Raw genomic sequence first — 15,108 nt, forward strand, 5'->3', positions numbered from 1 at the left:
ATTATGTTGCACCTCTCTTTCATAAAATATCACGTCTTTACTGTTCCTTTTCTATACTTGAATACCGTTTTGCCTTGCATAAACGATCATATTCAACCAAGCGAGCTCAGTTTGAGTTAACTTTCGAGAATAGGCTTTTTCTACCCAAGAGTATTCCGAAATTATCCCCTTGTTGTAGAGTCCATCCAGCGCATCTCCAAGCATCTGCCATTGCCAGTCATGTTCGAGAATCATAGTGTCCTCCTCCTCCATCACACATGCGTTATATTCATTAATAACATCTTCTACAAATTCATTAAATGTCTTACCGATTAATTTAAAAGCATCCATAGGGTCTGTCTTATGTGCAGGATCAAGTATATAATGACCCGTAATCGCGGTTGCTGAGTTAAGACCGAATTTCCAACAACTATAAGCCATCACCCACACATACCGCTTGTACGCTTCCGATAGATCTACATTACCACCGTAACAGAGTTCTATCCCTCCTGCAGCATCGTTCGAATCTGCTCCATACCTTTGATTATCGGTCGTAACATCGTAGACCACATGCCATGCTTTCTCAGGTGGAGCTGTCAGAAAAGGAATACACTCAATGATCTGCTTGTCATCCACAAAGATATGCGCTGATGCTTCCATTTCATTGCGACTATTCTCATAGTATGAGACATTACTAGCTGCTGTTGATCCAGGGTTTCCGGTGTCGTGACTGACCACAAAACGGCATTGATCCAGCAACAAGCGAGGTCTTCTCTTGCTAGGTCCTGTTAGATATCGCGGGATAATTTCGTATTTCATTTTAAAGTCACTCATGCTTATTCACCTCACGTTTTAATTTACCTTATTCATCAACGGACTTGCTTGATACCATTAGTTGCCCTAGGTCATTTGCAGCATTTCCTTTATTCTTTAACGCCTAGATGACTTGTTTCAATTGAGTTGGTGAGCCATCACAACTACCACAGCCATGAGAAACTTCTTGAAAATACCTAGGAACATCGCTCCTAATACTCCTGTTGAGGTTGTTACCACTGCTTGTTGTGTGGTTGATATACCTAGTAAATAGATTAATGTTTTTTGAACATATGAGTACACTCATCTCCTTGAGATAAAAATAGCCCCAATCAGCTCGGAGGCAATTAATTAAATAAGCTAGTAAAAATGGATGATAATATATTTTACATCCATTAACAACATAAAAGGACCTTCTGAGGGCTCTCTCAAGACGGTCCTTTTTACGTTCGAATTGCTATCTTCTACAATGCGTCATGAAATTAATAATTTTGATTTTTGTTCAAGGAAGCTTAAAGACGTTTTAGAATCATCCTCACTGTTGGAAGCTGATTGCTCTTCTAGTAGCAAGCGCGCGATATTTTCCTCTCTGATATCCTTTATTGCTACCGAATTCATAAGTACCAACAACTACGGGCACCTGCTTAAACAAAACAATAAACCGGCACCTCAATCGGGTCCCGGTCTTCATGATCACACTTATGACAATTCCACCTCGGTACTCATTTAGGTATACCGAAGTTCGGAGTTCCATTCTCATTCCAATTCAATACTTGCGCGCGTGTATGACGGTTGGGATCATACAGCGGATCTCCTACAATTTGCTTGTAGCTTCTGGAATGGTACACCAGAATATCGGTCGATCCGTCCTCCGACAAGGTGAAGCAGTTATGGCCCGGGCCGTATTGTCCGGTTTTTTCGCTCGTCCGGAAAACAGCCTCCGGCGATTTGGTCCATGATTACGGATCTAACAAGTCACTGGTATCCGATGCTGTCAGCAGCCCCATGCAATAATTGCTGTCCGTGGCGCTTGCCGAGTAGTTGATAAATATTTTGCCGTTCTTCTTGAGTACCGCAGCCCCTTCATTCACCCGGAAGCCTATGGTTTCCCACGCATATTCCGGTTTCGTAAGCAGGACCTGCTGGTCTCGAATCGTCCATGGATCGGACATCTCGGCGATATACAGATTGGAATTCCCTTGCGTGTCAGGGCCCTGCTGCGCCCAAACCAAATACCTTACTCCACGATGCTCGAAGGTTGTAGCATCCAATGAGAAGGACTCCCAATGGGTCCGAAGCTGCCCTTTTTCCACCCATGTCGGTTCCAGCGGATTGGCCGCATCATTTTCAAGGACGTACATGCGGTGCTGCCATACTTCCTTCTCGTTCTCATCCGTGCTTCCGGCGGCAAAATAGATGTACCATTTGCCGTCGATATAGTGAATTTCAGGCGCCCAGATATGCGCGCTCATTATGCCCTTCACGTGTTTTCGCCAAATGACCGTCGGTTCGGCGGCCCCAAGCTCCTGAATCGTTCTTGCCCTTCTAAGCTCGATACAGTCGAACTCGGGAACGGAAGCGGTGAAATAATAGTAACCGTCCGTGTGCTTGTAAATCCAAGGGTCCGCCCTCTGCAGGGCAATCGGATTGCGGAATTGCCGCTGAATGCTTAGCCTGCCGTTCTCCTCAGTAATTGGCAAAAATAGCGGCCTCTCATTCGGAGTCTTATTCGGTCTATGAATGGCTAGCATTAATTCCCCCTCGAACGTGGTAAACAACATGCCGTGACCGCCGTCTTGCCCGAATAACGTCTCGCAGTCCTGCACCCAAGGCCCCTTAATGTCACCGCTTGCCGAACGGGCGATGCCGATCGCATAACCGTTCACTCCGTGGCTTGACCACAGCATCAGAAGATCCCCGTTTGCCGCTCGATGCAAGAAGGGCCCATCGGTTACGTAATTCTTTTGATTGCTCCCGCTCCCAACAGCCCACGGCGCATCGGAAGCATGAAATAGAAGTACCGGCTCTCCGGCAGCGGTTTTCAAGTCTTTGCTTAATGCAATAGCACACATCTCGCCGTCCTGTACCTGCAGCCATTCATGGCAAAATATCATCCAAGGATGGCCAGCCTCGTCGACATACAGCGTCCCATCCAAACATTCCCAATCCTCAGGTGTAACAGGTCCGTCTGAATGAAGCCTGAAGGGCCCGACCGGATAATCGGATACAAGAATTTGCGTACCCCTGCACTTGCCGTTCGCCTTAAAGCTAGCAAACATAAAATACATGCCATCATAAAGGTACACTTCAGGCGCCCAGTAATGCCGATCCGCCCAGAAGCCTTCTTCCGGCCGAAAAGCGGGGAATGGTCCTTCCCAGTGGTCAAGGTCGTTGCTCACATACACATCAAAGCCAGTCGCTTTTCCTTCCCATACATTTTTATCCGTCGTTCCGTAGAGATAATATTTCTTTTCATCTTTGTCAGCCAGTACGAACGGATCACGGATTTGAATTTGTTCTTTGGTCAGCATAGCACTCCTTATCTCCAAGAGACAGTATATCGTTTCATAATTAATACCACAGAGTCATGGGAGAATCCTTTATTTCTAACCCTTAACTCCACTCGAAGCAATTCCTTCTATAAAATACTTTTGAGCGAATGTGAACAGGATGATGGGTAACAGCACGACAATGGAAGCCCCCGCCATTTGGAGCGAATAATTAGCTCCCGCAACGGATGTGAAATATTGAAGTCCCACGGTTACCAATTGTAGCTTCTGGCTCGAGATAAATATAAATGGACCCGCAAAATCATTCCAAATGTAAACGAAATAGAAAATGACCATTGTCATTAAAGCCGGAATCGCAAGCGGGAGAATAATTCGATAATAAACACGATAATGTGAGCAGCCATCAATAATTGCCGCTTCTGTGATCTCTTTAGGAACCCCCATAAAAAATTGTCTCAAGAGAAATAAAAAGAACACATCGAACACAGCTGGAATAATAAGCGCCCAATGGGTGTTTAACATGTGCAAGTACTTATATTATAAGTATCTTGCAACAATTGTGGTATCAGAGGGTATAGCTAATGTAGATAGGGACAGGAAGAGCAGCACGCTTTTTCCTTTGAAATTTAAACGAACAAACGCATAGGCTGCCATTGTGACAACAATCCCGCGCAATAAAATAGAAAGTACTACCACTTTAAAAGGCAGTTAAAGACCATAGGTTATTTGCCATTTAGCTTCGTAATCAGAATATGTAAGTGCTCATTCAGGCAACTTCATTTTGATGTAAACTACCCCCAACCCCTTCAATACAAATAAAATAACCACCCTTCGAAGGTGGCTAATCCTTATACATTCGTTCAACTGCTCTCAGCTTATCTTCCTCAGTAGGTAAGTTATTCAGCTATTCTGACCGTTACTTGAATGAACAAAAAGAGGAGCTGCCGCGAGGTAAGCTCCTTTACTATCGTTCACCGTTTACGTAAACAAAACTTGATGTTTATATAACTCCAATGTTAATCTTCTTTTTACACTTATTCATTCTTTCATTCATTACTTATAATATGAGGTTGATAGTGGTATAAAAACACCTGTTTCTTTTGTATCCTTATCAGTCGCATAGTGCACAGTAACTTCATCTAGTCCTGCGATAGTAGCTTCTATCACTTTCAAACCATCATCAACCGTTACAGTATCTTGTTTTAATAATCTTGAGTTACTATCTACAATTTTAATATCGACATCAGTTCCAATAGCAGCTACTTGCAAATAAAGGGTTTGGAACTTTTTCTTAGGTTTTAATGTGAAGTTAGAATCTGATGTGCCTATCTCTCTGATAACTTCGACATAATCTTTGTTTTTGTATTGTGTTAATTTAGGATCTTTAACAGCTTGATAAAAGACTTGATCGGCGTTAATAGGAGTGCCTTCAACTTTTTCACCAAATAATACGCTGCTAGTTGCAGCATCATAATCAACAGCCACATTCAAGGAGTTTGCTATGGCTCTGGCTGGCAAGTATGTGTTTCCGTTAAAGGTAATAGGAGTAACTACACTTCCATCTGCATCTAACAATTGTATCTGTTTCCCATTTACTTTTACTTTTAGGTCATTGTTTAAATATGCTTGGATTTCCTCCAAGTTCGCACCTGCGTAAACACCTGCGCTAGTACTGAGTAGAAGGGACGCTCCTATAAGAGTAATAATCGATTTTTTCAAGATGATTTCAATCCTCCTTAATTTTTCAATATAATGAAAACACTATTTGATAATACCACAATTTACCATATGCATGAACATTAAATTTAAAAATCCTTGTTAGGAAAAGTAGGCAAGATCACATTTTGCTCAAAAGGGGGAAGAGTTAGTGTATCCCAGTGATTTAGTTCTTCTTTTATGTCCTCGATTGTAAGTTCTTCTATTAAATCAAAAACAGTCTCTCTTAACAAAAACTCTAGCTTCTCTTTTGTAGTCATAATTTTACAGCAATCTTATAGGCTTCTTTTAAATATATTTTCTCGTCACTATACCAAGTTCCTCCTTCTGCTAAACTGCCCGTCCCTCGGTCTTAAGGGTTTATCTCTCATATACTCACTCATTCGCAGGATTTCGTCGCCTTGGAATTCAGTTGCCGTTCGGATAGTAAGCTCATTAGACATCATTAGTCACCGTTGTTTCGATTTTGGGCATGCGGGAACAGAAGAAGCATTTGGAACATTTCTCCAAGTGTTATACTTCTGCACGCATACTCCACAATTTCCTTGGGGGTTCACCATCCCACGACTCTACGGGTCTATGCCCTCACATTCCTTCGTTACACCTGACCAAGGCGTGGAGACCGATAACGTTTAGCTGACGGGTCTGAGCCCTTATCGGGCAGTAACTCGGTTCTCCGTGCTTTCTTTGTAAAATCCTGCGAATGAGTCAATATACGTGATCGTTTTAATCAGTTTTAGGCAGCTTGAATGCAGGTAGGGGTAACTTTTTCAGGAGAAAACGCTTCTCCTCTTTGAACAATGCCGATGATGATTCGTGCCAATTTTCCAAGCAGTTTAAATACCGACTGTTGCTTTTTCATTTGCTTAACTTGAACATTATTCTCATGCAGCTGTCGGAACACAGGATGATTTCCTACGAGTTGGAGCGTAGCCAGATACAGATATTTTCGCATCGTAGCATCACCCCTTTTTGAAAGCACAATCTGCCCCTTCCGTTTTCCTGAGGTGCTTTCGGCTAGGTTTAATCCTGCCTTACGCAATAATTGATTGCCATGGGCATACTGTCTAAGGTCGCCAGCACCTGATAAAATGGCTGCAATGCAGATCGTGCCTAGGCCGATAGATCGAAGATGACCGGGCATAGGAATTTCGCTGAGCAACACTTGTATATCCTTTTCAATTCTCTCTAGTATTTCAACCACTCGTTCGAAATCTTGTAATAGCCGTTGTAAATCCTGCTTTGCTTCAATTAGGGCAGTCGTTTCGCCTATGCTGTTCTTAGCGTGAGCGATGAGCTCCGCAGCCTTCTGCATGCCAGTGGAGCCACCGGCTCGCTTCATATGCTCTCTCCATCCTGTGATCACCTCTGGTACGGACAGAGACTCTAGATCCTGCGGAGAAGGGAATTCTTTCAGAGTAGCTAAGGAACGTTTGCAGGTCCAATCTTTAAACACCGAGAAATACTCGGGGAACCGAATGTCTAACCAGCGAATGATCCGGTTCTGCAGCCGTACACTATTCGTTACCCAGTATTCACGGTCACTCATAATCGTTTGCAACCTCTGAAAGACGATAGCCTGTCGTGAGTATTCATAGTAATAGCCTCGGCTGATCACGTCAGCAATGACAAGCGCATCCTTCGGATCACTCTTGGAGGGAGAATTGTCCCGGTTCTCCTTGTTTCGTTTGGTGGTGGCCGGATTCACCATGACAACGCTGTTGCCCTTGCCCGTAAGCCAATTGGCCAGGTTATACCCGTAGTGTCCGGTCGGTTCCATGCCGATTATGAGTCCTTTTAAGCAGTGTTTCTGCCTAATTCCATCAATCCATCGTTCTAATTTTTCGAATCCTTCAATTGTATTTGAGAATGTAAGATGTCGCTTACTGAGTACGATACCGCGAAAATTAGTTGCTTGAGCTACATGAGTTTCCTTCGCGATATCTATACCCACAACAAGGTGAGATGTAGAAATTCGTTCAATGCGTTGATTTTGTCCGTCTGATTGTTTAAACTTCATAGTAAGAGCGCCTCCTTGATGTATTGGGTTAAAACCCTTCGACAAATCCATCATACCGAGGCGCTCCTTTTTTAACAAAGCCCAAATCTTAGGCCTTACAGCATTCCTGTAGATGCTAAGATTTTGGCTTTGAAAAAAGTACAAGCGTCCCTGTATGATGGATCATGTCACCGCCAGTGACTTACAGACCCATATTGAGGAGGACGCTTTACTATGAAGTTTAAACAACGTTACGCGGAAAATCAACGTATTGAGAGAATTACAACTCAGCATCTTGTAATCGGCATCGATATTGCTAAGGAAACACACGTTGCACGTGCGGTCAATTTTCGTGGAATCGAGATTGGACGATACATTTCCTTTAGAAATTCCGATGACGGCTTTACGAAACTGCTACATTGGTATCAGAAACTCCAAGAAAGTCACGGTTACACTTCCGTGCTTATTGGACTTGAACCAACAGGTCACTATTGGTTTAACTTAGCGGATTGGCTGACTGCCAGGCAAATCGAACTGGTGCTGGTGAACCCGCTAACAACGAAGCGAAACAAGGAAAATCGAGATAATTCCCAGTCCAAAAATGATGTGAAAGACGCTCTGGTGATCGCAGATGCCGTATGTCGCGGATTTTACTCTCTCTACGCCCCAAATGAAGCGATATATCAGCGTTTACGCACAATCATGAACAATCGGGAGTCCTGGTCGAAGGACCTTGCCCACATAAAAAATCGAATCTTTCGCTGGATAGACATCAACTTCCCTGAATATGGAAAAATATTTAAGGATTGGACAATTCCGCGTTCGATTGCAACACTCAAGTCTTTTCCCTTACCGATAGATCTCAAGGCTCTATCCGCTGAGGAGATCATTACAGGTTGGCGGAAGCATATGAAACGTGCCGGCGGTTCCAGCAGTCTACAGAAAGCGGCTCTACTTCTTGCTGTATCCCGTCGTTCCATTGGACGTACCACTTGCGAGCAGGAAGAAAGGCAAAACCTGAAGTACCTCCTTGAAGATTACGAGAAGCTTGCAGCAAGGCTGAAAGAGATTGAGCAGGAGATCCTGAAGTTGCTGGATATGATTCCCGACATCACTACTCCTCTACGCTCCATTAAAGGGCTCAGTACGCTCTTCATCGCCGCCATTTTGGCCGGAACCGGAGACCTACGTAACTATACACACGGCAACCAAATTCTTTCTCATGCCGGTCTAAATCTTGCAGAGGACAGCTCTGGTAAGCATAAGGGTAAAATCGTTATCTCCAAACGAGGAAGGCGTCAGTTACGCAAGTACCTGTATCTCGCCGTAGTGCATCTAGTTACGAACAATCCGGCTTTCCGGTCATGGCATGACCACAACGTTCAAGTGAAGAAAATGAAGAAGAACCGCTCCATTTTTAAACTCATTGGCAAGCTCGCCCGTATTCTGATTGGGATTTCACGAAGTAAGGATCATTTTGATCCTACAATTGCGATGCCTCTGCAGGAGGCAGCTTAAAGTCGTTTTAATTGCTAAGTCGTCGTAACACATCTTTGTTTTTGCATGTTGGCTCATTCGCAGGATAAACAGCTATAAATAGCGCTGGCAGTACCGAGTGAAACATTCAAAAGGGCACAGACCCGTTGCTTAACAGCATCACCGGCCTCCACCTCTTGGACAGGTATAACGAAGGAATGTAAGGGCATAGACCCGTTGAGACATGGGAGGGTGAACCTCCAAGGGCATCGTGGAGAATAGCGCTCATACTGGATGAATATGGGAGATGGTACTTTCCCTCTGTTCCCGCATGCCTAAATTTCATAGAGTCTAGTAACTATCCTAGAAATTCAATCGGTATCCTCCATAAAAGGGGCAGATATCCTGCGAATGAGCGAGCATTAGCGAGAAAAACCTTTCATACAGAGGGAGGAATGTTTAACTGAGAAGACTGCCGATCTATTGATTTCGGCAGCCTTCTAAAATGGTATTTGTTTGTTCAGTTAAACTCTCGTTACTTTCAAACAAAAGAGGAGCTCCGAAAAGCAAGCCCCTCAACTATCGTTCCCCGGTAGTTGAATCGTTAAAATGCATCATAAACACCCATAAACTTACTCCAGAACGCTTGGATTCGGTCCTTTTATATTGAAATTTAGCGGTAACCAGAAGTTCAATAGAAATTTGGTTTTTCCCTTTTTCACATTAAAAGTCGCGTAAATCGCGGCTTTTTTGATTATTTGCTGGATGACTGCCTATTGCTTTGCTCGTAAAATTATGTAAGCTTGTGGGAAGAATAACCAGCCACCAGTTGTAGGCATCAATATAACTAAGATCACTGCATATCCAAGTAAATACCATCCAACCATTTTCGGCACAGGACTGTTGTATTTTTTAATATAGAAATGAAGAACGTGTCCCAATACAATCCAAAAGAACCCTGACGATATAAGCCAAAAAAAAGACATCCGATCATCATGTGAGAAAAGAGTGTTCCATACTCCGCTATCGATAATGTCAAGAAAAATATCCCAACGAAGGATGAATCCAATTAAATTGTGCAGGATGCCAGTAGCAATCAGAAAAATGCCTGAGTATTTCCACAAAGATTTCATACATCTCACCTCATCAAATATATTTGATAAAAACAAACATGACCTACGGGATAGTACTTCGATGAAAGTCGTGCTAAACTCAAGGTATCCGCCTCCGTGCGTTGGTGTTTGGTCGTACTTTCATCAAAACCACGGTTTATGGCGGATTTTTCTATTTAATTGTGAAGAAACGGAGTCAAAATGATTATTCCGAACATACTTGATGTTAAGACCACCGGGTCCAACTTTTTTTTAAAACGCCCTAACTATCCTAAATTCAGATCGCAACTAAGGATGAGATTCAATCTTTAATGATGGAATATTTTCCTCTAAACACTCCTTAGGCGCCTTTTTGGTGGGCTGGGTTATCCTAATGTTTACCCTCGCTTAAAACAAGCTGCGGCAAAGGAGCTAGAAGTTCCTACTGTCAGGCAAGGACTTCCTCTCAATGCTCTTCATTTTGCTTCTGCCGATTTGTATAGATGATAATCAAAATGGCTGCAAGCAGATTTGGCCAGAAGCCGCCTACCGGCGCCATAATGCAAGTGATCAGAGCGAACACCAGCAAAAGCCATCCGAGAAAACTCGGAAGTGCCTGACGTTTCGCTGCGTTCCAGACGATGAGACAACCAAGAATCGAAAGCGGAATAGCAAAGCTGCCAGGTTGTGTCCAAAAAGTGAGCTGTAGGGGTATATATTCATTTATCCAAGGAGGGACTATCGTATTCCAGAAACCGGACCTAGCAATCGTTGTCCATCGCTCGGGGGTTGTATTAAAGTCTCCTATGATCCCAAGGAGCAGGTGTAATGTTCCAATTACAATGAGAATGTAACCCGCGATCTTTGCAAGAAGATGTGAGGTGATTACTTTTGAATTCATGGCTTTCACTCCATTCTTTAATTTGAGCGGTACGGACAGAATTTTTTTGTTCCTCAGCCGTTTTCGCACACGCTTATCTTCTCCTGATGCCGGATTGCGGGAAAACGGATTGAACCATAATTCGAATTTACTCCTCCATAATATTGATATTGCGTGTGGATTTGCGCCGTTTTTTGGTCCGTCAGATGCTTAAGATGATACCGTTTCTTCCTCCGGAGGTGCGTACCGCTCCTCCTCGAGCGTGTCAATGACGCTATCGATGACCGCCCGGGAAGCCTGCTGGCACTCCTTGACCGAGGAGTTTCTTACATGCTGCTTCGCCTGCCGCTGCTCCAATTGCCCAAACAGCCTCTCCACCCTGTCAAAATGCTCCAGCAGCCGTTCCTCTACGAACTTTGCGCCGACACCGCACGGCCCATGAGCGACCGCGGCAACACAACCTTTCGCTTGTAAGCCCCTACGTGCACCGTCAACTCATCACCGGTTTGCGTCAAATCCAAATCCGCCTTGGAGGCGAAAGAAATGGCCAGCTCGGGAATGACCGCTTCCCCTTCCTCCCGAATCGTCTCTGTGCGGCCCCGGTACATCAGCGCTGAAGGTTACGAACCGCCGAACACAATATGCCGGATCCGGTTCAAGTAGCCGATAACGTCCGCCAAACTGTGTGCCGCATCGGTGCTGATAACGAGCGTGCGCAGCCCCTGCCCCGCCAGCTTAAACGCCATCGTTGCTGCGATGCTCGTCTTGACGACTCCGCCTTTGCCTCGTGTAAATGATGATCCGTATGTCGAACCGCCACTTTAGTACGATTTCGTAGTATTAGGATAAAAAAATCCGACATGAACCGACCACTCCTCGATGGTGATTTTCCTAGACGACGCTTTCTTCTCTTGCGGTTTCAACGATCCATTATCTTGGAACGCACGCGCGACCTTGAGTATTAGAACCGTGAATTGTTCCAGCTCTTGTGTAGTAAGTACTTCCTCTACCCGACTTAACATCGCCTGCATGATCCCCCGCCACTCATTCGCGAGTTGCCGCCCTTCCTGCGTCAAGTTGACGAGTTTCACCCGCTGGTACAGCGGGGAAGTGGTGCGGGCGATATACCCTTTGCGTTCAAACCGCTTGGCGATGCTCGTCATCGAGCTGAGCGGAGCCCCATTTCGGCGGCCAGCCCCAACATCGGCATATCGCCTCGAAACAGCAGGATCAGCAGCGTAAACTAATCCGAACGCGTTAAAGGCTCCTTTAAGTCGGAAGTGAAGGGATTTAATTCCACTTTAGTACGAAATCGTAGTAATGTCAAATCTGAAAAATAAAGTTCTAAACAAAAGAGGAAGTGCCATTTAAGCTCTTAGCTAGTATAGTTCAAGTAAAACAAGGGTTCGTGGAGAGTAATATATCAAACAATCATTGGGAGACATCCGACGCAACGGTGCTGACTTGCCATGGGACGGTAGTGCATTTCGATGAGCAAAAACCATTCTTTTTCATTTAGTGCACCGAATCGCGGATGAGGCTTGGTATTCTGCATAGATGCCTTTTCAAGCTTCGGTATGATTTCTTTCATTCGATCGATCACGGTATTCAATTTGACGCCTGATGTGATTATATTAAAACGCTACTGACAACAGCATGTCAGTAACGTTTTAACATTTTTTCAGCTTCATCGCGAACCCGATTCCGGAAGGATTCCGGCTCCAGCACAACGACATCCGCTCCCCAACCGAGCACCCAATGCAGTAAGTCCTCGGGCTGACGAACGCGAAAGTTGACAAGTAATCCATCCGGATGATCCTCTGCTGTTTCAATGTAATAGTTGTTCGATTCCTTCACTTTATCCGCAATGTCACGATTAACCAGAATGCATACACATATGTTGCGGTCATCCTGGGGCTTGTAATCATACAAATTAAAATCGGACGGTACATTAAATCGGTACTCCAAAATGTTAAGTTCAGCCATCCTAGACAACCGGAAATGGCGAATTTCTTGCCGTAGATCACAATGGGCTATAAGCATCCATGTTCCTTGAACAAGCACAAGTCCATAAGGTGCGGCAACACGAACACTATGACGATTCCCATCGACTTCGGGCACACTCTTCGAATAACGGAATCTTACCTTCCGCTCCTCCAATATTGCGCGACGGATCGTTTCGATATACTCTTTCTCTTGTCTGTAAGTTTCGTCTTTACCAGAAGTCAGCAGCCGCATGGTCTTACGTACCCGACATGCCTCTCTGCGAACATTCTCTGGCAGGATGACTTCGATTTTCCCACGGGAAGTTTGGGCCTTGATGCCATAGTTGGCGTCAAATTTTTGTTCAATAAAATCCATCCCTATGAGTAAAGTCACAGCTTCTTCCACTGTGAAACTGATCGGCGGCAGGAAATACCCCTCCATTAAGGAATATCCCCGGCCGGTAGACCCTACCAATGGCACTCCCGCTTCGCTAAGAGCCTGCATATCTCGGTAGATGGTCCTCAGACTTATCTCGAATTTAGCTGCCAAATCCTCAGCTCGCAAAACCTCTTTACGTTGCAACTCAAGCACGATGGCTAACAAACGGTCTGTTTTGTTCATACTACTGCAACCCCCTCATGAAATCGTATCTTCTGTTACCATTCTAAACCAAAAAGGCAAGATTCAGCTCAGGTACGCGTTCTGGAGTATATTGTAGAAAAATTCAGCCGGCTACGGTTCAGGATATCTCAATTTAACTAATAACTCCCCGTTACTTCAATGAAACTAGGGAGCAAATGCCGCAGCAATTTGCTCCCTAGTTATTCCACTATCGTACTCCGTTAGTCCAATGATGTAATGTTTATCAAACTTAAAGCGGACTTGGAACGCTTTTATCTTAGTTTCCCGGTTCCTTATCATTCTGAAAATCTGCAGTCGACTACCTAAACCCGAATAAGCTTATCCAGGTTTCGTACGGTAAGAAAATTGAATCGTACCGAGGAAGCTTAATCGCAGCTGGGAGGCAATCACACTACAACCATCGCTTAATATAGATTCCTTCATCTAGAATGATCACCAATCTCCTCCACCCTGCTAAAAAAAAGCGTTCACCCGCATGAGTGGACGCCTAATTACCAGTTATCGATAAAGTACATGGCTGAATAAAATCAAATCCATTGCTCCCTTGAATAGCAGTACCGGCAAATCCCGAAAGGGTAACATGGCCTTCCCTCGCAAGAGAGCTCAGGATCCTAACGGAATGGGGACGAGCTTCCACTGTACATTGGTGTTGGTATACGTGCTGCTGGTTAAGCGAACGAGCCAATCCTCTTCCGTTTTCGAGTGTAAACGATAGCCGTTCGCTTTATTATCGATGAATATCCAAGTTCCGTTGTAATTGGTCATTTTCCATTTGACGTTATCGCTCGTCGTGGAGCCCGGCACCTGATAGACGTCGGACCCGTCCGCCGTCGAGTATAGCCTCGTCCCGAATTTCATGTTCTGGATATAATAATACCCGCCGCCTGCGTCAATTAGCTGCCATCGGATGTGATATCCGCCCCACTGTGAGTCACTCGTCGCCACGTCCGAGCCGATCGACGTATCGTTGTACATTCGGCGCAAGCCGTCCGTATCGATCGGATCCCCTGCGTGCTCGATGAAATAATAAGTCGTCCCTGTATCTCCGAGCTCCCAATAAGGGTCTGACGTGGTCGTCCAGTCGTTCGTGCCGTCGCTCGACAGCATCACATCGGGCCCTCTCACGCCGTTCTGTCCCGTCGTCCAATACGGGACGTTCCGCGATTGCAGGCGATTGACGACCGTAACGGCGATGTCGTGTGTCCCGTTGGTAATCAAAGCCTTCGTGACCCCTAACCGGTCGAGGAACGCCTCGCTTGCGGCCCACTGATCGACGTCCTTGATCCCGTGATGGCCGACTTTCAGAACCTGGATCCCGTCCAACTCGCCGTTGCGGTAAGTCATCAGATCGGATTCAGTCAACGACTTCGCGTCGCCCATCATCAGAATGGACTTCGTCCCGTATGTGATTTTAAGAACGAGTGAAGCGTCGTTGACGTTCGTATAATCATTGCTGCCACCGTTGACTCGCCAGTACAACGGTCCGATCGCCTTAATGATCAGCGGTTTATTGTCGTAGGTCGTATTCAGAATGTATTCATTGTCCCAGAGATACTCCATAGTCAAATTACGATTATCGGCGGCGTTCTTCAGATTGGTATACTCGGTATTGGTACGATGAATCGCTCCGTCGGGATAGTAAATCTTCGTGTTGTCGATAAGAAATCCGCTGTTAATGAAATCATCCAACCCGCCGATGTGGTCGACATGTTGATGAGTTCCGACCACGTACTTAACCGAGTTGATGCCCAAGCTATTCAACTTGGAGACGAGCGCGCTACCGTTCTGATTGTCGACGACCATCACTTCGCCGTTCGGGAGCTCGAAGATAAAAGAATCGTTCCGACCGTCGTCTTGCGACAACATATGAACTTTCAAGATTCCGGCGGTTGCCAATGCGGCCTGAGGAAACACAAATGACGACGGTGCCGTGACGGCGAGAACCAGAAGTAGACCGAGTATCACCCTGCAAACTTTCAATTTCATGGATTGCATTCCTCCTGTATTGAAATCGCT

At 45.1% G+C, this 15,108-nt stretch carries 13 protein-coding genes and 2 pseudogenes; 1 reads left to right on the forward strand and 14 read right to left on the reverse strand.

Annotation, left to right across the window (positions count from 1 at the left end; genetic code table 11):
* Positions 1-51: 51 nt before the first annotated feature.
* From QFZ78_RS05420 to QFZ78_RS05445, 6 genes and pseudogenes are all read right to left on the reverse strand, one after another.
* Complete coding sequence (locus tag QFZ78_RS05420) at positions 52-813, reverse strand: peptidoglycan recognition protein family protein (RefSeq protein ID WP_307546012.1); 762 nt, start codon at positions 811-813, stop codon at positions 52-54.
* 701 nt (positions 814-1,514) lie between these two features.
* Positions 1,515-2,459: pseudogene (locus tag QFZ78_RS05425) on the reverse strand (glycoside hydrolase family 43 protein).
* A gap of 69 nt (positions 2,460-2,528) precedes the next feature.
* A pseudogene (locus QFZ78_RS05430) lies at positions 2,529-3,323 on the reverse strand (glycoside hydrolase family 43 protein); the annotation flags it as partial.
* Positions 3,324-3,398: 75 nt separating this feature from the next.
* Entirely contained in the window at positions 3,399-3,824 is a 426-nt protein-coding gene (locus tag QFZ78_RS05435) for a carbohydrate ABC transporter permease (protein WP_307546013.1), read from the reverse strand.
* 531 nt (positions 3,825-4,355) lie between these two features.
* The gene (locus tag QFZ78_RS05440) at positions 4,356-5,021 is read right to left on the reverse strand and encodes a stalk domain-containing protein (protein WP_307546014.1); all 666 of its coding nucleotides are present in this window, start codon (positions 5,019-5,021) and stop codon (positions 4,356-4,358) included.
* A 733-nt stretch (positions 5,022-5,754) separates the two neighbouring features.
* A complete protein-coding gene (locus tag QFZ78_RS05445; RefSeq protein ID WP_307546015.1) occupies positions 5,755-7,038 on the reverse strand; it encodes an IS110 family RNA-guided transposase in 1,284 nt (427 codons plus the stop codon).
* Between the two features lie 213 nt (positions 7,039-7,251).
* On the opposite strand from QFZ78_RS05445, the gene QFZ78_RS05450 reads away from it, so the two are divergent.
* Entirely contained in the window at positions 7,252-8,535 is a 1,284-nt protein-coding gene (locus QFZ78_RS05450) for an IS110 family RNA-guided transposase (RefSeq protein WP_307545751.1), read from the forward strand.
* Between the two features lie 731 nt (positions 8,536-9,266).
* Here the strand turns inward: QFZ78_RS05450 and QFZ78_RS05455 are convergent.
* The 8 genes from QFZ78_RS05455 to QFZ78_RS05490 all read right to left on the reverse strand — a co-directional run bounded on the left by QFZ78_RS05455 (position 9,267) and on the right by QFZ78_RS05490 (position 14,970).
* The gene (locus QFZ78_RS05455; RefSeq protein ID WP_307546016.1) at positions 9,267-9,626 is read right to left on the reverse strand and encodes a DUF6463 family protein; all 360 of its coding nucleotides are present in this window, start codon (positions 9,624-9,626) and stop codon (positions 9,267-9,269) included.
* Positions 9,627-10,050: 424 nt separating this feature from the next.
* Positions 10,051-10,485, reverse strand: coding sequence for a DUF6463 family protein (locus QFZ78_RS05460; protein WP_307546017.1), 435 nt, complete (start codon positions 10,483-10,485; stop codon positions 10,051-10,053).
* A gap of 189 nt (positions 10,486-10,674) precedes the next feature.
* Positions 10,675-10,842: a hypothetical protein gene (locus QFZ78_RS05465; protein WP_307546018.1), complete on the reverse strand. Its 168-nt coding sequence runs from the start codon at positions 10,840-10,842 to the stop codon at positions 10,675-10,677.
* A 29-nt stretch (positions 10,843-10,871) separates the two neighbouring features.
* On the reverse strand, positions 10,872-11,072 hold the full coding sequence (locus QFZ78_RS05470) for an ArsA family ATPase (RefSeq protein ID WP_307546019.1): 201 nt from the start codon (positions 11,070-11,072) through the stop codon (positions 10,872-10,874).
* Between the two features lie 12 nt (positions 11,073-11,084).
* Entirely contained in the window at positions 11,085-11,210 is a 126-nt protein-coding gene (locus tag QFZ78_RS05475) for an ArsA-related P-loop ATPase (protein ID WP_373461000.1), read from the reverse strand.
* 75 nt (positions 11,211-11,285) lie between these two features.
* Positions 11,286-11,627, reverse strand: coding sequence for a MarR family winged helix-turn-helix transcriptional regulator (locus tag QFZ78_RS05480; RefSeq protein WP_307546020.1), 342 nt, complete (start codon positions 11,625-11,627; stop codon positions 11,286-11,288).
* 496 nt (positions 11,628-12,123) lie between these two features.
* A complete protein-coding gene (locus tag QFZ78_RS05485; protein ID WP_307546021.1) occupies positions 12,124-13,071 on the reverse strand; it encodes a helix-turn-helix transcriptional regulator in 948 nt (315 codons plus the stop codon).
* 624 nt (positions 13,072-13,695) lie between these two features.
* Complete coding sequence (locus QFZ78_RS05490) at positions 13,696-14,970, reverse strand: MBL fold metallo-hydrolase (protein ID WP_307546022.1); 1,275 nt, start codon at positions 14,968-14,970, stop codon at positions 13,696-13,698.
* Between the last annotated feature and the right edge of the window lie 138 nt (positions 14,971-15,108).

This window comes from Paenibacillus sp. V4I5, assembly GCF_030817255.1.
Taxonomy (GTDB): domain Bacteria; phylum Bacillota; class Bacilli; order Paenibacillales; family NBRC-103111; genus Paenibacillus_E.